Origin of the sequence: Pseudomonas sp. NPDC087817 (genome assembly GCF_044742875.1) — a bacterium.
Taxonomy (GTDB): Bacteria; Pseudomonadota; Gammaproteobacteria; order Pseudomonadales; family Pseudomonadaceae; genus Aquipseudomonas.
Map to the genome: position 1 here is coordinate 1 of NZ_JBIUVJ010000026.1, position 18,555 is coordinate 18,555.

At 60.0% G+C, this 18,555-nt stretch carries 18 protein-coding genes; 13 read left to right on the forward strand and 5 right to left on the reverse strand.

From position 1 onward, the window contains the following. The 4 genes from ileS to ispH form a co-directional block, all read left to right on the forward strand. Nucleotides 1-2,683, forward strand: a 2,683-nt coding sequence (ileS, locus tag ACIONG_RS17360) for an isoleucine--tRNA ligase (protein ID WP_401301371.1), incomplete at its 5' end; no start/stop codon positions are given. After that, entirely contained in the window at nucleotides 2,676-3,188 is a 513-nt protein-coding gene (gene lspA / locus ACIONG_RS17365; protein ID WP_401301374.1) for a signal peptidase II, read from the forward strand. The genes ileS and lspA, both read left to right, overlap by 8 nt. Before the next feature lie 7 nt (nucleotides 3,189-3,195). Then, nucleotides 3,196-3,633 carry an FKBP-type peptidyl-prolyl cis-trans isomerase gene (gene fkpB, locus ACIONG_RS17370; protein ID WP_177431389.1) on the forward strand — a complete coding sequence of 146 codons (438 nt, stop codon included), beginning with the start codon at nucleotides 3,196-3,198 and terminating at the stop codon, nucleotides 3,631-3,633. 230 nt (nucleotides 3,634-3,863) lie between these two features. Next, nucleotides 3,864-4,808, forward strand: coding sequence for a 4-hydroxy-3-methylbut-2-enyl diphosphate reductase (gene ispH, locus ACIONG_RS17375; RefSeq protein WP_401301377.1), 945 nt, complete (start codon nucleotides 3,864-3,866; stop codon nucleotides 4,806-4,808). On the opposite strand, the gene ACIONG_RS17380 is transcribed toward ispH, so the two are convergent. Further along, nucleotides 4,780-5,334 carry a GspH/FimT family pseudopilin gene (locus ACIONG_RS17380; RefSeq protein WP_401301380.1) on the reverse strand — a complete coding sequence of 185 codons (555 nt, stop codon included), beginning with the start codon at nucleotides 5,332-5,334 and terminating at the stop codon, nucleotides 4,780-4,782. The genes ispH and ACIONG_RS17380 overlap by 29 nt on opposite strands. A gap of 130 nt (nucleotides 5,335-5,464) precedes the next feature. On the opposite strand from ACIONG_RS17380, the gene ACIONG_RS17385 reads away from it, so the two are divergent. From ACIONG_RS17385 to thiO, 7 genes are read left to right on the forward strand one after another with little or no spacing between them, the layout of a single operon-like run. Beyond that, on the forward strand, nucleotides 5,465-5,938 hold the full coding sequence (locus tag ACIONG_RS17385) for a GspH/FimT family pseudopilin (RefSeq protein ID WP_103303592.1): 474 nt from the start codon (nucleotides 5,465-5,467) through the stop codon (nucleotides 5,936-5,938). Beyond that, a complete protein-coding gene (gene pilV / locus ACIONG_RS17390) occupies nucleotides 5,935-6,384 on the forward strand; it encodes a type IV pilus modification protein PilV (RefSeq protein ID WP_401301383.1) in 450 nt (149 codons plus the stop codon). The genes ACIONG_RS17385 and pilV overlap by 4 nt, the downstream gene beginning before the upstream one ends. Continuing rightward, nucleotides 6,381-7,094: a PilW family protein gene (locus ACIONG_RS17395; RefSeq protein ID WP_103303590.1), complete on the forward strand. Its 714-nt coding sequence runs from the start codon at nucleotides 6,381-6,383 to the stop codon at nucleotides 7,092-7,094. The genes pilV and ACIONG_RS17395 overlap by 4 nt, the downstream gene beginning before the upstream one ends. 11 nt (nucleotides 7,095-7,105) lie before the next feature. Next, nucleotides 7,106-7,585, forward strand: a complete 480-nt coding sequence (locus tag ACIONG_RS17400) for a PilX N-terminal domain-containing pilus assembly protein (protein ID WP_103303589.1) — start codon at nucleotides 7,106-7,108, stop codon at nucleotides 7,583-7,585. Then, nucleotides 7,572-10,655: a pilus assembly protein gene (locus ACIONG_RS17405; protein ID WP_401301388.1), complete on the forward strand. Its 3,084-nt coding sequence runs from the start codon at nucleotides 7,572-7,574 to the stop codon at nucleotides 10,653-10,655. The genes ACIONG_RS17400 and ACIONG_RS17405 overlap by 14 nt, the downstream gene beginning before the upstream one ends. Nucleotides 10,656-10,670: 15 nt before the next feature. Next, nucleotides 10,671-11,072 carry a type IV pilin protein gene (locus ACIONG_RS17410; protein WP_315446318.1) on the forward strand — a complete coding sequence of 134 codons (402 nt, stop codon included), beginning with the start codon at nucleotides 10,671-10,673 and terminating at the stop codon, nucleotides 11,070-11,072. 57 nt (nucleotides 11,073-11,129) lie between these two features. After that, entirely contained in the window at nucleotides 11,130-12,230 is a 1,101-nt protein-coding gene (gene thiO / locus ACIONG_RS17415; protein ID WP_401301391.1) for a glycine oxidase ThiO, read from the forward strand. Between the two features lie 127 nt (nucleotides 12,231-12,357). On the opposite strand, the gene ACIONG_RS17420 is transcribed toward thiO, so the two are convergent. The 4 genes from ACIONG_RS17420 to ACIONG_RS17435 form a co-directional block, all read right to left on the reverse strand. Next, entirely contained in the window at nucleotides 12,358-13,701 is a 1,344-nt protein-coding gene (locus ACIONG_RS17420) for a sigma-54-dependent transcriptional regulator (RefSeq protein WP_401301394.1), read from the reverse strand. Continuing rightward, a complete protein-coding gene (locus tag ACIONG_RS17425; protein WP_401301397.1) occupies nucleotides 13,698-15,287 on the reverse strand; it encodes a sensor histidine kinase in 1,590 nt (529 codons plus the stop codon). Before ACIONG_RS17425 ends, ACIONG_RS17420 begins: the two co-directional genes overlap by 4 nt. After that, nucleotides 15,277-15,510 carry a PP0621 family protein gene (locus ACIONG_RS17430; RefSeq protein ID WP_103303583.1) on the reverse strand — a complete coding sequence of 78 codons (234 nt, stop codon included), beginning with the start codon at nucleotides 15,508-15,510 and terminating at the stop codon, nucleotides 15,277-15,279. The genes ACIONG_RS17425 and ACIONG_RS17430 overlap by 11 nt, the downstream gene beginning before the upstream one ends. Nucleotides 15,511-15,636: 126 nt before the next feature. Then, complete coding sequence (locus tag ACIONG_RS17435) at nucleotides 15,637-16,653, reverse strand: outer membrane protein assembly factor BamD (RefSeq protein WP_093434846.1); 1,017 nt, start codon at nucleotides 16,651-16,653, stop codon at nucleotides 15,637-15,639. 151 nt (nucleotides 16,654-16,804) lie between these two features. Here ACIONG_RS17435 and rluD point away from each other — a divergent pair, with 151 nt between their 5' ends. Continuing rightward, on the forward strand, nucleotides 16,805-17,767 hold the full coding sequence (rluD, locus tag ACIONG_RS17440) for a 23S rRNA pseudouridine(1911/1915/1917) synthase RluD (RefSeq protein ID WP_103303582.1): 963 nt from the start codon (nucleotides 16,805-16,807) through the stop codon (nucleotides 17,765-17,767). After that, on the forward strand, nucleotides 17,764-18,486 hold the full coding sequence (pgeF, locus tag ACIONG_RS17445; RefSeq protein WP_401301402.1) for a peptidoglycan editing factor PgeF: 723 nt from the start codon (nucleotides 17,764-17,766) through the stop codon (nucleotides 18,484-18,486). The genes rluD and pgeF overlap by 4 nt, the downstream gene beginning before the upstream one ends. Nucleotides 18,487-18,555: the final 69 nt, after the last annotated feature.

Here is an 18,555-nt window from a genome sequence, read left to right on the forward strand (position 1 = left end):
GTTCGTCCTGCACGACGGCCCACCGTATGCCAACGGCACGATCCACATCGGTCACGCACTGAACAAGATTCTCAAGGACATGATCATCCGCTCGAAAACCCTTTCGGGTTTCGACGCGCCGTATGTTCCGGGTTGGGACTGCCACGGCCTGCCGATCGAGCACAAGGTTGAAGTGACCCACGGCAAGAACCTGGGCGCGGACAAGACCCGCGAACTGTGCCGTGCCTACGCCACCGAGCAGATCGAAGGTCAGAAGACCGAGTTCATCCGCCTCGGCGTGCTGGGCGACTTCGCCAATCCGTACAAGACCATGGACTTCAAGAACGAGGCCGGTGAAATCCGTGCCCTCGCCGAAATCGTCAAGGGCGGCTTCGTGTTCAAGGGCCTCAAGCCAGTGAACTGGTGCTTCGACTGCGGTTCGGCCCTGGCCGAAGCCGAAGTCGAGTACGAGAACAAGAAGTCCTCGACCATCGACGTGGCTTTCCCGATCGCTGACGAGGCCAAACTGGCCGCCTCGTTCGGTCTGCCGTCGCTGAGCAAGCCTGCCTCGATCGTGATCTGGACCACCACCCCGTGGACCATCCCGGCCAACCAGGCACTGAACGTTCACCCGGAATTCAACTACGCGCTGGTTGATATCGGCGACAAGCTGCTGGTGCTGGCAGAAGAGCTGGTTGAGGCCTGCCTGGCGCGCTATGGCGTCGAAGGCTCGGTCATCGCGACCACCACCGGTAAAGAACTGGAACTGATCAACTTCCGTCACCCGTTCTACGACCGTCTGTCGCCAGTGTATCTGGCTGACTACGTCGAACTGGGCGCCGGCACCGGCGTGGTTCATTCCGCTCCGGCCTACGGTGTGGACGACTTCGTGACCTGCAAGAAATACGGCATGGTCAACGACGACATCCTCAACCCGGTGCAAAGCAACGGCGTTTACGTGCCGTCGCTGGAATTCTTCGGTGGTCAGTTCATCTGGAAGGCCAACCCGGCCATCGTCGACAAGCTGACCGAAGTCGGTGCGCTGATGCACACCACCGTCATCGAGCACAGCTACATGCACTGCTGGCGCCACAAGACCCCGCTGATCTACCGCGCCACCGCGCAGTGGTTCATCGGCATGGACAAAGAGCCGGTCAGCGGCGACACCCTGCGTGTGCGCTCGCTCAAAGCCATCGAAGACACCAAGTTCGTTCCGGCCTGGGGCCAGGCGCGTCTGCACTCGATGATCGCCAACCGTCCGGACTGGTGCATCTCCCGTCAGCGCAACTGGGGCGTGCCGATCCCGTTCTTCCTCAACAAGGAAAGCGGCGAACTGCACCCGCGCACTGTCGAGCTGATGGAAGAAGTCGCCAAGCGCGTTGAAGTCGAAGGCATCGAAGCCTGGTTCAAGCTCGACGCCGCCGAACTGCTGGGTGATGAAGCACCGCAGTACGACAAGATCAGCGACACCCTCGACGTCTGGTTCGATTCGGGCACCACGCACTGGCACGTCCTGCGTGGTTCGCATCCGATGGGCCACGAGACCGGCCCGCGTGCCGACCTGTACCTGGAAGGCTCCGACCAACACCGTGGCTGGTTCCACTCGTCGCTGCTGACCGGGTGCGCCATCGACAACCACGCGCCGTACCGCGAGCTGCTGACCCACGGTTTCACCGTCGACGAGTCCGGTCGCAAGATGTCCAAGTCGCTGGGCAACGTGATCGCGCCGCAGAAAGTCAACGACACTCTGGGCGCCGACATCATGCGTCTGTGGGTGGCTTCGACCGACTACTCCGGTGAAATGGCGGTTTCCGAACAGATCCTGCAACGCAGCGCGGACGCCTATCGTCGTATCCGTAACACCGCGCGCTTCCTGCTCTCGAACCTGACCGGCTTCAACCCGGCCACTGACATCCTGCCGGCTGAAGAAATGCTCGCGCTGGATCGTTGGGCGGTAGACCGCACCCTGCTGCTGCAACGCGAGTTGCAAGAGCATTACGGCGAATATCGTTTCTGGAACGTCTACTCGAAGATCCACAACTTCTGCGTGCAGGAGCTGGGTGGTTTCTACCTCGACATCATCAAGGACCGTCAGTACACCACTGGCGCCGACAGCAAGGCTCGTCGTTCGTGCCAGACCGCGCTGTTCCATATCTCCGAAGCGCTGGTGCGCTGGATCGCACCGATCCTGGCGTTCACCGCCGATGAGCTGTGGCAGTACCTGCCGGGCGAGCGCAATGAATCCGTCATGCTCAACACCTGGTATGAGGGTCTGACCGAGCTGCCGGAAGGCTTCGAGCTGGGTCGCGCCTACTGGGATCGCATCATGGAAGTGAAGGTTGCGGTCAACAAAGAGATGGAAATCCAGCGCGCGGCCAAGGCCGTCGGTGGCAACCTGCAGGCCGAAGTGACGCTGTTCGCCGAAGAGGCGCTGAGCGCCGATCTGGCCAAGCTGAGCAACGAACTGCGCTTCGTTCTGATCACTTCGACCGCCAGCGTCGCGCCGTTTGTACAGGCTCCGGCTGACGCGGTGGTCACCGAAGTCAGCGGCCTGAAGCTGCAGATCGTCAAATCGGCCTTCCCGAAATGCGCCCGTTGCTGGCACTGCCGTGAAGACGTCGGCGTGAACCCGGAGCATCCGGAGATCTGCGGTCGTTGCGTCGACAACATCAGCGGCGCAGGCGAGGTTCGTCACTATGCCTGATTCCCTTGGCCGTTTCGGACGGTTGAGCTGGCTCTGGTTGAGCTTGCTGGTTCTGGTCATCGACCAGGCCAGCAAGTTCTACTTCGAAAACAAGCTCGAAATGTTCCAGCAGATCGTGATCATTCCCGATTACTTCAGCTGGACCCTGGCCTACAACACCGGCGCTGCGTTCAGCTTCCTGGCTGACAGCTCCGGCTGGCAGCGCTGGTTGTTCGCCCTGATCGCGATTGTGGTCAGTGCGGTGCTGGTGGTCTGGCTCAAACGTCTTGGCCGTAACGAAACCTGGCTGGCCATCGCTTTGGCGCTGGTGCTGGGCGGGGCGCTGGGCAATCTGTATGACCGCATTGCCCTGGGCCATGTGATCGATTTCATTCTGGTGCACTGGCAGAATCGATGGTACTTCCCGGCGTTCAACTTCGCCGACAGCGCCATCACCGTGGGTGCGGTGATGCTGGCACTGGATATGTTCAAAAGTAAAAAGACCGGAGAAGCCGTTCATGACTGAACAGGTATTGGCTGAGCAACGCATCGGCCAGAACACGGAAGTCACTTTGCACTTTGCATTGCGCCTGGAGAACGGCGACACCGTCGACAGTACGTTCGACAAGGCCCCGGCGACCTTCAAGGTCGGCGACGGCAACCTGCTGCCGGGTTTCGAAGCGGCGCTGTTCGGTTTCAAGGCCGGTGACAAGCGTACGCTGACCGTCGAGCCGGAAAACGCCTTCGGCCAGCCGAACCCGCAGAACGTGCAGGTTATTCCACGTTCGCAGTTTGCCGACATGGAACTGTCGCCGGGTTTGCTGGTGATCTTCAACGATGCGGCCAATACTGAGCTGCCGGGCGTGGTGAAAGAATTCGATGACGCGCAAGTGACCGTCGACTTCAACCACCCGCTGGCGGGGAAGACGCTGACCTTTGACGTCGAGATCATCAACGTCAAAGCGCTGTAAGCAACAACGCATAACCACTGTGGAAGTGGACTTGTTGTGGTGAGGGGATTCATCCTCGATGGGGGGCGAAGCTTCCCAAAATCAGGCACCGAGATCTTTAACGGGAAAGCGCTGTCGGGTTTTACGATTGCTTCGTAATCGATCGGGGATAAATCTCCTCGCCACAACAAGCCCGCTCCCACAGGGACTGCAATGATCTATTTTCTTGCGCGCAAGACACGAGGCACAGCATGCAAATCAAACTCGCCAACCCCCGTGGCTTCTGCGCCGGCGTGGACCGGGCGATCGAAATCGTCAACCGCGCCCTGGAAGTCTTCGGGCCGCCGATCTACGTGCGTCATGAAGTGGTGCACAACAAGTTCGTCGTCGAAGACCTGCGCAGTCGTGGCGCGGTTTTCGTCGAAGAACTGGATCAGGTGCCGGACGATGTCATCGTGATTTTCAGTGCTCACGGCGTATCGCAAGCCGTGCGCACCGAAGCCGCCGGCCGTGGCCTGAAGGTGTTTGACGCCACTTGCCCACTGGTGACCAAGGTGCACATCGAAGTGGCGAAATACAGCCGCGACGGTCGTGAATGCATCCTGATCGGCCACGCCGGTCATCCGGAAGTCGAAGGCACCATGGGTCAGTACGACGCCAGCAACGGTGGCGCGATCTATCTCGTCGAAGACGAAAAAGACGTCGCCGAACTGCAAGTGCATAACCCGGAAAAACTGGCCTTTGTCACCCAGACCACCCTGTCGATGGATGACACCAGCCGGGTCATCGATGCGTTGCGCACGCGCTTCCCGGCTATCGGCGGCCCACGCAAGGACGACATTTGCTACGCCACGCAAAACCGTCAGGACGCGGTCAAGCAACTGGCCGACGAATGCGACGTGGTGCTGGTGGTCGGCAGCCCGAACAGTTCCAACTCCAACCGCTTGCGTGAGCTCGCTGAACGCATGACCACACCGGCCTACCTGATCGACGGCGCCGAAGACCTGCAAAAGAGCTGGTTCGATGGCGTCGAGCGCATCGGCATCACCGCCGGTGCCTCTGCTCCGGAAGTCCTGGTGCGTGGTGTGATTCAGCAGTTGCAGGCCTGGGGCGCTACCGGTGCCGATGAGCTGGCCGGTCGCGAAGAGAACATCACGTTCTCGATGCCTAAAGAGCTGCGCGTCCGTTCGATCTGACGTTTTTGGTTTTCTGACACAGCGCCTGTTCAGTCTTGTCACTGCCCAGGCGCACCCGACCGGTCGCCGCCAGTACGATCTGATGCTGGCTGACCGGTTTGTGAATCGAACAGACATGTAAAGTCCCTGCCTGAAAGGCCCGCCCGGGCATCAGCGGTTGGCCCAGATTGCTGAACCGCACATAACGACTCACCGACCAGTTGCCGACAATGGGCACCTTCGCGTCAATCGCACGCTCTACCAGCAGCGGATTGCTGCTGTCTCCCGGCCCCTTGCCGCTGATATCCAGAACGATCCGCCAGCCCTGACCCCAGTCGCCGTTGATGGCATGAATCACCACACTCTGATTGTGGGTGAGCGCCAGCGTTCGGGCATGGCGAATACCGTAGAGCAGGGATTGCGCGGCCTCATCCCGATGGTTCGACTCCGTGAGTGTGGCAAACGCCGGACTGACCAGCAGCAGAACAATTGCGCCAATCGCCAGTCCCATAAGCAGTTCGATCAGGCTGAATCCCTGTTGCGACATGAAAACTCCCTCCATGGAGTGCGGTGGTTGACGCGATCCGTGCGCCGGGCAGGGCAAATCAACCGACACAGGTCGGTTGAATGTTCTAGCGTGTAGAAGCAGGTATAGCCGACGGCAACGGAGGGCACCGATGGATCATCGTACAAAAGGTTTCACGCTGATCGAGTTGCTGGTCGCGATTGCCATCTTCGTGATCATGATCACTCTGGCGGTGCCGGCATTTACCCGCTCGATACAAGGCAGCAAAGCCGATACGGAAATGGGCGACCTGCAGCGGGCAATCAATTTCGCAAGACTTGAGGCCATTGATCGAGGCGTGACCACCCGCCTGCGGCCAACCGCCGGGGGCAGCGTCTGGACCGGCGAATTGTCGGTCTACGACAGTACTGGCACTCCGGCCAATGTGTTGCGGGTTGTTCCGGCAATGAGCAGTGGTGCGACTCTGACGCTAACCTCTGGAGTGACCGCGCTGGATTTCAACAATCTGGGAGGTCTGGCGGCGCCGTCCACGGCGGTGGCCATCAGTTACACGTTGGGCACGCAAAGCAGGACGCTGAACGTGTGTTTGAACGGACGAATTCAACTGGGTGGAAGTTGCGGATGAGGGCTGGGAGCAAGGGCGTACAGCAAGGCATGACGCTGATTGAAGTGTTGGTCGCGTTGCTGATTCTGACGGTCGGACTGCTGGGGGCGGCGGCGGTGCAATTGAATGCACTGAAGTACACCGACAGTTCACGCATGACCAGTCAGGCCAGTTTCATCGCCTACGAGATGATGGACCGCATCCGCGCCAACTCCGGCGCCGATTACACGGTCACGCCACCGACCTCCGGTAACCTCGGCGTGACACGTGATCAGGATCTCTACGACTTCACCACCAACATCGTCAATTTCGGCGGGCCGACGGCCACCGGCAGCATCACTCTCAACCAACGGGTCTACACGATCACCATCACCTGGAGTGACGCCCGGGCAGCGAATACCGCCAGTGCCCAGCGCAGTTTCGTGCTGAGCAGCCGCGCTGCGGTGGATCCGGTGGCCACACCATGAAGCGCCAAAACCAAGGCTTCGGTCTGATTGAATTGCTGATCGCTCTGGCACTGGGGCTGATCGTGGTATTGGGCGTGGTGCAGACGTTCATCGCGGCAAAAAACACCTATGTCAGTCAGAACAGCGCCGCCGCCATGCAGGAGGACGCACGTTTTGTGTTGAGCAAGATGATTCAGGAAATACGCATGGTGGGCATGTTCGGATGCCTGGGCACTATCACCGACTCGAGCACGGCCGGGGATTTCAATGCGGCGCAGATCACACCGATCAGTTGGGACAATGCCAACCTCAAACTGACCCTGGTGACCTCGGATGTCGGCAGTGGCGGTGGCACGCCTACCTGGACGGTGCTGTCCGATTGCCGTAACAGCGCGACGGCCTATACCGGCTTGCGTAGTCCGGCGACCGGGCAGATCGCTTTCCCGATCCGGCGTCTGATCTACAACTTCAGTAACAACCAGATCCTGATGGGTACCGGCAGCGGCACGCCAACCCAGCAGGTGCTGGTCAACAACGTCAGTGCGTTCAACGTGACGTTTGGTCTGGCCAGTTCTGCGACGGATGTCGCGGCATCGACTTACAGCGCCAATCCCAGCGATCCGGCACGTATTCGCAGTGTGCGTCTGAGCCTGACCCTCACCGATCCGAATAACCGGGTGAGCAATCAAACCTTCAACGTGGTTGCCGCCTTGCGCAACCGCTTGCAATGAGGGCCTGAGCGATGATGATTTCTTTGCATCAGCGACAGGCACAGCGCGGCATGGTGCTTCTGGTCAGTCTGGTGTTTCTGCTGCTGCTGACGCTGATCGGGCTGTCGTCGATGCAGAGTGCCAACCTGCAGGAAAAAATGGCCGGTAGCGTGAGCCTGCGCAATCAGTCGTTCCAGACCGCCGAAGCAGCGTTGCGCGTGGGCGAGAGCGCAGTGCAACTGGACAGTTATTCGTTGGCGGTGTGCAGCGGCACGACGCAATGTGCGCCTCCGGCAGAGTCATCAGTGGTCAGTGCGGCGGGGCTCAATTCGACCTCGGGGGTGACCTGGATCGCAGCGGGCAATGGCTTTTATGGTGTGCAGAACATCGGGACGACACTCACCGCCGTCAATGTACCGAGCAACACTTCGGCAACGCTGTATCGGGTGACCGCTGTCGGCATTGCCGGCACTTCGCGTAGCGTGGTGGAGAGTGTCTATGCGAAGTATTGAACGCTGCGGATCGCTGCTGATTGGCATACTGATGAGTTTGTATCTGGCCGCACCGGCCTGGGCGTTCACGCCGTCCGACTCGCCGCTGCTGAGTGCGGCGGCGGTGCCACCCAACGTCATGCTGCTGATCGACGACTCGGGGAGTATGAACAGCATCATTTACGCGGCGGGGTTCGATCCGACTGTCGATCGCACACCGGCCCGGCAATGTAACGCCTTGCTCGGCTTGTGCCTGAGTTCGACGGCGATCACCGGTGATCCGATATTTCTATCGAGCTTGCCGACTTCGGGATGTTCCGGCGGGGCATACGCGTTCTACAACAACAGCCTGGCGCCGCTATGCCTGAAACTGCCGGATCCTGTGGGCAGCGGCAACACCCGCTATTCAGGGGATTACATTTCTTACGTGGTCGGGCTGGCCATCAATAACGGCACCCGGGATTTCACCAACGGGGCAATCCCCAACGACTACCGCATCAACGTTGCGCGCAACGTTTCCACGGCGCTGGTTACCAGTAACCGGACCCTGCGCATGGGCCTGTCGACTTTCAATCCGGCCACCAGCAACAACTCCGGCAATGGCGGCTACATTGCCCGCTCCATCGCCGATCTGTCGCCAGTCTCCGGTAGCGTCACCCAGGCCCAGGCGGACACCAACTACAACGCGCTCATTTCAGCGATCAATAACTTGAGTGCCGTGGCCAACACGCCATTGGCCGAAACCTATTACGAAATCACCCGCTACATGCGCGGCATGGCGCCGTATTACAACTCCACGCCAGCCACCTATACCAGCCCGATTCAGTACCGCTGCCAGAGAAACTACGGCGTGGTGATTACTGACGGCTTGCCGACCTATGACCGAACCTTTCCAACTAACGATCCGCTCGGCGGTACCCGATTGCCGAACTGGGACGGCGTCAACAATGACGGCAATAACCTCAATGGCGATAACGAAGGCGACACGCTGTATCTGGATGACATCGCCAAATTCGCCTTCGATATCGACATGCGCTCGACCGGCACCGACGCGGCAGGCAAGAGCTGGAACGCGGTGGATTTTCCCAAGCAGAACATGAACACCTACACCGTGGGTTTCACCGCTGATAACGACATGCTCTCGGATGCGGCGAGTTACGGGCAGGGCCGCTACTATCAGGCGACCGACAGCACCGGTCTCAATGCCGCATTGTCGTCGGCACTCAGCGACATCACCTCCAAGGCGGGTTCCGGCGGTAGCGGTGTTACCAGCGGCACCACACTGGCCAGCGGCACCAGTTATTTCCAGACCAGTTACGACCCCAAGGACTGGCGTGGCACGATCAAGTCCTTCGGCTTTAACTCGGCGGGCGCGGTCAATACATCTGCGACCCTCTGGACCACCGACACCACCATCGTTCCGAGCGCTACCGCGCCGGCTTACCAGTCGTGGAATACCACCAGTAACGCGGCGGTGACGCTGGCTTACGGCAATTTTTCCGCGACACAACAGACCACGCTGGGCCAAGGTCTGCCCACCGGCATCACCGGCAATGATCTGGTGGAATGGAGCAAAGGCACCAACAAGACCGGGCTCAAGGTGCGCAGTGTGTTGCTGGGCGACATCATCAACTCGCCACTGGTGCTGGCTTCACCTACGGATAAAACCGCCTCCGACCTGTCTGGCGATACCACTTACACCAGTTACCTGACCACTAAGGCGGCGAACATGAGTGCCAGTCTGGTGGTGAACGCCAACGACGGTTTCGTCAACGTGATCAACTCGGCCAACGGCACCCGGCGTTACGCCTACATGCCGTCCAGCGTGTTGCCGTCTCTGCGCCTGATTGCCGATCCGACCTACATCAACGGCGTCAGCCACAAGTTTCTGGTGGACGGCCAGGTTGGCGTGTTTGACGCGCAACTCAACAGTGCCTGGAAAACCCTCGCCATCGGCGGCACCGGTGCTGGCGGCAAGACATTCTATGCATTGCAACTGTTCGACGCTTCGGCAGGCAACGTCCTTCGCGCACTTTGGGAAGTCAGTGCACCGGCCACCGCCAGCACCGCCAACGCTTTTAATGATCTGGGTTACGGCTATGCGCGGCCGGAAGTGGCACGCTTGGCCGATGGGCGTTGGGCAGCCTTTATCGCCAACGGTTACGGCAGCAACTCGGGCGTGGCGGCGCTGTACGTGCTGGATGTGCGGGATGGGTCACTGATCAAGAAAATCGTCATCGACAGTACGGAAACCACCAATGGCCTGTCCTCGGTGAAGCTCAAGGTCAATTCGCAAAATGTCGTGCAGGCTGCCTATGGCGGTGACTTGAAAGGGCGACTGTGGAAGTTCGACCTGAGCGCGACATCGACCGACAGTTGGGGCGTGGCGTTTTCCGGCAAGCCGTTATTCACAACGGCGGGTGGGGCGACTCAGCCAATTACTGCGCAACCGTTGCTGGCTGACAATTCTCTGGGCGGCAAACAGATTTTCGTCGGCACCGGCAAGTTCAACGAAACCGCTGACAAGACCAACAAGGATTTGCAGGCGTTCTACTCGGTGTGGGATGCCGATGGTGGCTCGGGGCAGCTCACCGTCAGCAGTTTGCAGGCACAGGCAGTGACGGGCGTGTTCTCTGGCAGTACCGGGCAATTCATCACCACGACCCAGAACGACACGACGTACCCGGGCGAGAAGGGTTGGTACCTGCCGTTGGTGTATAACAACGCGCTGACTGGCGAGCGGGTAATCAATCAGGCCAGTCTGGTGCTTGGGCGGATCATCTTCACCACGGCGAGCGTTGATACCACCGATCCATGTTCCAGTTTTGGCACCGGCAAACTGGTCGAACTCGATGCGTTCAGCGGTAAGATGCTCAACTACGCGGTGCTCGATACCAACAACGATGGTGTGGTCGACAGCAATGACACGATTTCCAGTGGCGTGATATTCACCGGCGGCATTCCGACCCTGAACGCCATCGTCAACGGCGCAACGCGCAAGATTGTGAACGACTCCAGTGGCGGCATTACCACCCTGGTGGAAAAATCCGGCGGCGGCAGCCGTCGTATCATGTGGCGACAAATACAGTAAGCGAGAGTTTGAGGCATGCGCAGATCCAACCGAGGCTTTACCCTGATCGAAATCATGATCGTGATTGCGATCATCGGGATCATGCTCACCATCGGCATTCCAAGCTACACCGAATACGTGAAGAAGGGCCGTCGCGCCGAAGTGGTATCGCTGCTGTCGGAACAGGCGCAGAGCCTCGAACGTTTCTACACCAAGAGCAATATCTACACCGGCATCACCGGTCTGAGTGCAGGCAACGATTTTTATACGATCACGCCGACCATCACCGACCAGACCTTCCTGCTGACCGCTACCCGCAAGACGGGCACGGCCATGGCGACTGACAAGTGCGGGGATTTCACCCTGACCAACACGGGTGTCAGAAGCATGAACAACGCGACTACCGGGCTGACCACCAAGGATTGCTGGGGCCGCTGAGGCGCTTTCTTTCGGGCGCCTTTTGCGCCCACTGTCTTTTTTACGGTTGGATCAAACATGACCAGGCAACAGCAAGTGGTGATTGTCGGTGGCGGGGTGATTGGCCTGCTGACCGCCTACAATCTTGCTTCCGAAGTGCGCAGCGTGGTGCTGCTGGATCGTTCGAGCGTCGGCCAGGAATCGTCCTGGGCCGGTGGCGGCATCGTTTCTCCGCTGTATCCGTGGCGCTACAGCCCGGCAGTCACCGCGCTGGCGCATTGGTCGCAGGATTTTTATCCACAGCTCGGCGAGCGCCTGTTGGCTGATACCGGGGTTGATCCTGAGGTTCACACCACCGGCCTGTATTGGCTGGATCTGGATGACGAAGCTGAAGCCCTGGCTTGGGGCGAGCGCGAGAATCGCCCGTTGCGGGCTGTGGATATCTCGGCGGCGCACCAAGCGGTGCCGGTGCTTGGCAGTGGATTTTCGCGGGCGATCTACATGGCTGATGTGGCAAATGTCAGAAACCCGCGATTGGTCAAATCACTGAAAGCCGCGCTGTTGGCGCTGCCGAACGTGACCATCCACGAGCAGTGCGAAGTCAGCGGGTTTGTTCGCGAGGATGAGCGGGTGGTTGGCGTACAGACGTCCACGGGCGTGATCTCTGGCGATCAGGTGGTGCTGACCGCGGGTGCGTGGAGCGGTGATCTGCTCAAGACGTTGAACCTGTCGTTGCCGGTCGAACCGGTCAAGGGCCAGATGATCCTTTACAAATGTGCGGCGGATTTCCTGCCGAGCATGGTGCTGGCCAAGGGGCGTTATGCGATTCCGCGTCGTGATGGGCACATCCTGATCGGCAGTACGCTGGAGCACGAAGGCTACGACAAGACGCCGACCGATGTGGCGCTGCAAAGCCTCAAGGCTTCGGCCGAGGAGCTGATACCTGCTTTGGCGGATGCCGAAGTGGTCGGGCATTGGGCTGGATTGCGGCCAGGATCACCCGAAGGGATTCCGTACATTGGCCGTGTGCCGGGGCATGAGGGCTTGTGGCTGAACTGCGGTCATTACCGCAACGGCCTGGTGCTGGCGCCGGCGTCGTGTCAGTTGTTTGCCGATGTGATGCTGGGGCGCACGCCGATTATTGATCCGGCGCCGTATGCGCCGACCGGGCGCATCTAGTCTGATGTTTATGGGTTTGTGTAAGGCCGCTATCGCGGGCAAGCCCGCTCCCACAGGCTTTTCAGCTTACGCAATTTAGCGGAAGCCTCGGACCACTGTGGGAGCGGGCTTGCCCGCGATGAGGTCTTCAGTCCAGACCGAGTTTTTTCAGGCGATAACGCATCGACCTGAACGACAGGCTCAACCGCTGCGCCGCTGCCGTCCGGTTCCAGCGGGTTTCCTCCAGTGCCTGCAAGATCAGTTTGCGTTCGACGTTCTCCAGATAATCTTCCAGATTGTCGATCTGCGTCAGATCGGCAATCGCGCCATCCGCCGCGCAGTTACCCTCGCTCAATCGTAGATCTTCAGTCTCGATCACGCGGTTCTCGCACAAGGTATGTGCCCGCTCGAGGACGTTTTCCAGTTCCCGCACATTGCCTGGAAAGCGGTAACTCTTCAGTGCCTCCAGGGCCTGCGGATGCAGGCGTGCCGCCGGTTGACCGGTATCCTTGGCCAAGCGCTTGAGCATGTGCGCCGCCAGCACTTCAATGTCATCGCGGCGTTCGCGCAGGGACGGCACACGCAGTTCGATCACGTTGAGACGGTAATAGAGGTCCTGGCGAAAGCGCTCGGCGGTGACCTCCGCATCGAGGTCCTTGTGGGTTGCACAGAGAATCCGCACATCAACCACGGTTTCCTGCTGACCGCCCACGCTGCGCACGGCTTTCTCCTGAATTGCTCGCAGCAGTTTCACCTGCATCGACAGTGGCAAGTCCGCCACCTCATCAAGAAATAGCGTGCCGCCCTGCGCGGCTTGAAACAGCCCCGGTTTGTCCTCGACAGCCCCGGTGAAGCTGCCTTTGCGATGGCCGAAAAACTCGCTTTCCATCAGCTCCGACGGAATCGCCCCGCAATTCACCGGCACGAATGGCTGACCGGCACGCGGGCCTTGTTCGTGGATCAGTCGCGCCACCAACTCTTTGCCACTGCCGGATTCGCCGCTGATGTACACCGGTGCCTGGCTGCGAGCGAGCTTGTCGATTTGCTTGCGCAGATTACGCATTGGCAATGAATCACCCAGCAGCCGTCGATCAATCGTGGTCGAAACCCCTCCCGCCGCCATGCGCAGGGCCGTTGCGACCAGTTCGCGCAGCCGGGTCAGATCCACCGGTTTGGTGAGGAAGTCGAACGCCCCGGCCTTTAACGCGTTGATTGCCGTTTCGAGGCTGCCATAGGCGGTGATCATCGCCACCGGCAATTGTGGATAACGTTGCTGGATGTGCTGTACCAACTCCAGACCCGTGCCGTCGGGCAGGCGCATGTCGGTCAGGCACAAGTCGAACGTTTCGCGGTGCAACAGCGCCCGGGCTTCCGTCAGATTGCGTGCGCTGAAGGTGTCGAGTTTCATCCGTCCCAGGGTGATTTCCAGGAGTTCGCGGATATCCGGTTCGTCGTCGACGATGAGGATTTTTTGCCGTGGGCTCGTGTTCAACTTTGTTTCCGTCCGTGAGCAAAGGTGATGCGAAAGCAGCCGCCGCCTTGGCGTGGTTTGAAGTCTAGGCGCGCTTGGTTGCTTTCGCACAGCTCACGGGACAGATAAAGCCCAAGGCCGGTGCCCTGGCTGCTGGTGGTGAAGAACGGTTCGAATAGATGGGCCTGTTCATCAAGCGCCACGCCTGGACCGTTGTCCTGCACTTCGAGCACCGCCAACTGGCTGTCGGGGTCAATAAACAGGGCCAGCCAGACTTCGGCTTGATCATGCAGAAGTCCGCTGTGACGCCAGCCGTTACGTAACAGATTGTCGAGAATTTGTGTGAGCTGATTCGGGTCCATCAGGGTGGTGAAGTCCCCCGAGTTGATCCGCAAATGAATCTGCTGGCGCTCGGTGGCCTGTTCGCGGCTTTCGGCGACGAAGTTTTCCAGCCATGGTTTGAGATCCAGGCGTTGCGGGGCGCTCTGCTGGCGACGAGACAGTTGCAGGACGTTTTCGATGACTCGATTCATGCGTTTGGAGTGATCTTGAATAATCTGCGTCAGACGCCGATCTGCGCCATCGAGTTCCTCGGATTCGCCCAGCAACTGCGCGGCGTGACTGATGGCGCCCAGTGGATTGCGAATTTCGTGAGAGATACCGGCGGTCAAACGCCCCAGCGCAGCGAGTTTCAGTTGCTGGGCCTGTTGGGCGATTTGCGCGAGGTCTTCGAGAAACACCAGGGTTTGCTGGTTGGGGCTCTGTTCGAGGGCGATAAAGCTCGGCTGCAGTTCCAGGCCGTTACCGGGGATTTTCAGGCTTTGCGGACGCAGGGTCGGGTTGTTCATCCACAGTTGCAGGCGATCGACCAGCGCGGTGGAGTAATCGTCGATCAAATGGCCTTGAAGATGCGACTGCGCGAGCAAGGTCTGCGCGCTCTGGTTGGCCAGTTGCACCCGACGTTGCGCGTCGAGTACCAGAATCCCGGTGCGCATGCGTTGCAGGATCAGCGCGTTGAGGGCTTCCAGTCCGACCACTTCACTGGCTTTCTGCTCGGCCAGGGTTTCACTGACTTCCAGTCGCCGGATCAGCCCCTGCACCAGCAACGACGCGGCAAAACACAATGCGCCAAGGGTGCCGGCCTGCAAATATTCATTGGCGCTCAGGGGATGGCTGAAACTCAGCAGAAAGCTCAAGGCGACAATGCCGAGGGCGCCAATGGCCGCGATCAGCAGGCCGATGCGTCGGCGCAGCAGGGTGTTGCTGATCGCCACCGAGACCACCAGCAAATTGCCGAGGGCACTGGCCACGCCACCCGCCGCATAGAACAGGCCACACAACAGCAGCACATCCACCAGCGCCAGACTGAATAGCTGGGCCGGGCGCCGGGTGTTCTCAAGGAACACCACCAGCAGGATGTTCAGCACCAGATACAGCCAACTGCCGCCGCGCAGCAGATCGTCGTTGGCCGACGTCAGCAGGCGATTGTCCATATTGCTGGAGATCAGCAGCACCAGCGTGATGCCGACACTCAAGCGGTAGAGATGATAAAGGCGCAGCAGACGCTGAGCCTGTTTCTGATCGGCGTTGGCGGCCTCAGCGATCACTGGCACCCGGGCCTTGCTCGAGGTGAGCCTGGCTGCAATACCACTGTTGTTGAAGGCTCAGCGCACGGTCGCGGGGCAGGTGTACGCCACAATGGGCGCAGCGCACCATCGGCGAAGCGTCTTGCTGGCGAGGGGAGGGCGCGGACGATGCAGGGGCCTTGAATTTGCGCCACAGCCATACCGCAGCAAAAATCAGGGCGATCCAGAATAATAAACGAAGCATGATGAGCCGCTTTTCGATTGATGATCCGGCAGTTTAGCCAAGGACCTGATCAGCGCACAGCGGATTAAAGCGCGGAAATGAAAAAGGGAGATCCGCAGATCTCCCTTTTCCGTACATCCGGTGTGATCAGTCGAACACGCCGAAAGTCATGTAGCTGAACCACGAGCGGTCGGTGTTGCTCGATTCCGGCTCCGGCTCTTCGATCACGTCGCCGTTCTCGTCTTTAGGCTTGAGCTCGTTCGGGATCGCATCTTTCGCGTCCTGGAACTGCTTCTGCACGTCCTGGTTGGCGCGGGTTTCACCCGGCGGCAGCGGTGGACGCGACTCGATCAGACCCAAAGTCGCCTTGCTCAGGAACGAACGGTTGTCGGCCTCGGCAACCCGTGGCACGAACTGGCCGTCTTGCAGGCTCGGGTGGTTCGGGTAGTTGAGCTTCAGGGTTTCCAGGCTGGTGGCCGCCAGATCGTCCAGGTGCAGACGCTGGTAGGCTTCAGTCATGACCGCCAGGCCGTCGCCGACCGATGGGGTTTCCTGGAAGTTTTCCACTACGTAACGGCCACGGTTGGCGGCGGCGACGTAAGCCTGACGGGTCAGGTAGTAGTCGGCCACGTGGATCTCGTAGGCCGCCAGCAGGTTGCGCAGGTAAATCATGCGCTGCTTGGCGTCCGGCGCGTAGCGGCTGTTCGGGTAACGACTGGTCAGCTGGGCGAACTCGTTGTAGGAGTCGCGCGCGGCGCCCGGGTCACGCTTGGTCATGTCCAGCGGCAGGAAGCGCGCCAGCAGGCCGACGTCCTGGTCGAAAGAAGTCAGACCTTTGAGGTAGTACGCGTAATCCACGTTCGGGTGCTGCGGATGCAAACGAATGAAACGCTCGGCGGCGGACTTTGCAGCTTCCGGCTCGGCGTTCTTGTAGTTGGCGTAGATCAGTTCCAGCTGCGCCTGATCGGCGTAGCGACCGAACGGATAACGCGACTCCAGAGCCTTCAGCTTGGCTGTGGCGCTGGTGTAGCTGTTGTTGTCCAGGTCAGTCTGAGCCTGCTGATACAGCTCGGCTTCGCTGAGGTTTTCGTCTACGACTTCCTTCGATGAGCAAGCAGCGGTCAATGCGAGGATGGCGATCAGCAGCAGGTGTTTCACTTGCATGGCGGCTTGCGTCCCTATGACGGCCGCTGTCTTGGGCGGGGCCGTCCTGTTATGATGAGCGCCCCGTTGAAAAGCCTCGGGGCAAAAGACGCCGTATTTAACCACAAGCGCGCAGCCGAAACCAAAAGCTGTGCCGACGCACAGTCAGAGCATGTCCGATAAAATTGAACTTCGCGCAGAGGTGCCGTCCGAATTGGGCGGCCAACGCCTCGATCAAGTCGCTGCCCAACTCTTCGCTGAGCACTCTCGCTCGCGCCTTTCCGCCTGGATCAAAGAAGGTCGCCTGACTGTGGACGGGGCGGTCATCCGCCCTCGCGACATTGTGCATGGCGGTGCCATCCTTGAGCTGACTGCCGAGCAGGAAGCCCAGGGCGAGTGGATCGCCCAGGACATCGAGCTCGACATCGTCTATGAAGATGACGACATCCTGGTAATCAACAAGCCTGCGGGCCTGGTGGTGCACCCGGCTGCCGGTCACGCCGATGGCACCTTGCTCAACGCCTTGCTGCACCATGTGCCGGACATCATCAATGTTCCGCGCGCCGGTATCGTGCATCGTCTGGACAAGGACACCACCGGTCTGATGGTGGTGGCCAAGACCATTCAGGCACAGACAAAACTGGTTGCGCAGTTGCAGAGCCGCAGTGTCAGCCGGATCTACGAATGCATCGTGATTGGCGTGGTGACTGCCGGCGGCAAGATCAACGCGCCGATCGGTCGTCACGGCCAGCAGCGCCAGCGCATGGCGGTGATGGAGGGCGGCAAGCCTGCCGTCAGCCACTATCGCGTGCTGGAGCGTTTCCGTTCCCACACCCACGTACGGGTGAAACTGGAAACCGGCCGAACTCACCAGATCCGCGTACACATGGCGCACATCAACTTCCCGTTGGTGGGCGACCCGGCGTACGGCGGTCGTTTCCGCATTCCGCCGGCGGCGAACCTGAACATGGTCGAAACCCTCAAGAACTTCCCGCGGCAGGCTTTGCACGCGCGGTTCCTTGAACTCGATCACCCGACGAGCGGTCAGCGCATGAGCTGGGAATCGCCACTGCCGGAAGACTTCGTCTGGCTGTTGACCCTGCTCAAGCAGGATCGCGAGGCTTTCGTCGGATGAACTGGCTGACGCCGGACTGGCCCGCGCCGGCCAGCGTCAGGGCCTGTGTCACCACCCGCGAGGGGGGTGTCAGCGAGGCGCCGTTCGACAGTCTCAATCTGGGCGATCATGTTGATGACCGCCCGCAGGACGTTGCCGAGAACCGTCGGCGTCTGACTGAGCACTTCTCTATAAAGCCTGCCTGGTTGCAGCAAGTGCACGGAATCACCGTAACCCATGCTGATCCAGGCGTGGTGGCGACCGCCGACGCCAGTTGGACGGCCACCCCCGGAATTGCCTGTGCGGCGATGACGGCGGATTGCCTGCCGGCATTGTTCTGCGACCGCGCGGGTACTCGCGTAGCCGCTGCGCACGCCGGTTGGCGTGGTCTGGCGGCGGGCGTGCTGGAAGCGACGCTCGACACGTTGGATGTACCGGCAGAAGACGTGCTGGTCTGGCTCGGTCCGGCTATCGGTCCGCAAGCATTTGAAGTTGGCCCGGAAGTTCGGGAGGTCTTCATCAATCAATTGCCTGAAGCAGCCGATGCCTTTGTACCGAGCAGCAATGCCGGCAAGTTCATGGCTGACATCTATATGCTGGCGCGCCTGCGTCTGGCTGAGCGAGGTGTCACTGCGGTTTATGGCGGCGGTTTCTGCACCGTGAACGATCCGCGCTTCTTTTCTTACCGCCGTGCGTCGCGCACCGGTCGCTTTGCCTCCCTCGTTTGGCTCACCCGCTAGACTTGCCTGACCTGAATCAACTCTCTGACGCTTGAATCTCCCAGAATCGACCGCATGTACAGTGGTATC

Coding starts and splice junctions, on each gene's coding strand:
- rluD (WP_103303582.1), top strand. CDS start 16,805: ATGTCCGATAAAATTGAACTTCGCGCAGAGGTGCCGTCCGAATTGGGC.
- ACIONG_RS17385 (WP_103303592.1), top strand. CDS start 5,465: ATGGATCATCGTACAAAAGGTTTCACGCTGATCGAGTTGCTGGTCGCG.
- lspA (WP_401301374.1), top strand. CDS start 2,676: ATGCCTGATTCCCTTGGCCGTTTCGGACGGTTGAGCTGGCTCTGGTTG.
- ACIONG_RS17410 (WP_315446318.1), top strand. CDS start 10,671: ATGCGCAGATCCAACCGAGGCTTTACCCTGATCGAAATCATGATCGTG.
- ACIONG_RS17430 (WP_103303583.1), bottom strand. CDS start 15,510: ATGCTTCGTTTATTATTCTGGATCGCCCTGATTTTTGCTGCGGTATGG.
- ACIONG_RS17380 (WP_401301380.1), bottom strand. CDS start 5,334: ATGTCGCAACAGGGATTCAGCCTGATCGAACTGCTTATGGGACTGGCG.
- ACIONG_RS17435 (WP_093434846.1), bottom strand. CDS start 16,653: ATGCAAGTGAAACACCTGCTGCTGATCGCCATCCTCGCATTGACCGCT.
- ispH (WP_401301377.1), top strand. CDS start 3,864: ATGCAAATCAAACTCGCCAACCCCCGTGGCTTCTGCGCCGGCGTGGAC.
- pilV (WP_401301383.1), top strand. CDS start 5,935: ATGAGGGCTGGGAGCAAGGGCGTACAGCAAGGCATGACGCTGATTGAA.
- ACIONG_RS17405 (WP_401301388.1), top strand. CDS start 7,572: ATGCGAAGTATTGAACGCTGCGGATCGCTGCTGATTGGCATACTGATG.
- ACIONG_RS17400 (WP_103303589.1), top strand. CDS start 7,106: ATGATGATTTCTTTGCATCAGCGACAGGCACAGCGCGGCATGGTGCTT.
- thiO (WP_401301391.1), top strand. CDS start 11,130: ATGACCAGGCAACAGCAAGTGGTGATTGTCGGTGGCGGGGTGATTGGC.
- ACIONG_RS17395 (WP_103303590.1), top strand. CDS start 6,381: ATGAAGCGCCAAAACCAAGGCTTCGGTCTGATTGAATTGCTGATCGCT.
- pgeF (WP_401301402.1), top strand. CDS start 17,764: ATGAACTGGCTGACGCCGGACTGGCCCGCGCCGGCCAGCGTCAGGGCC.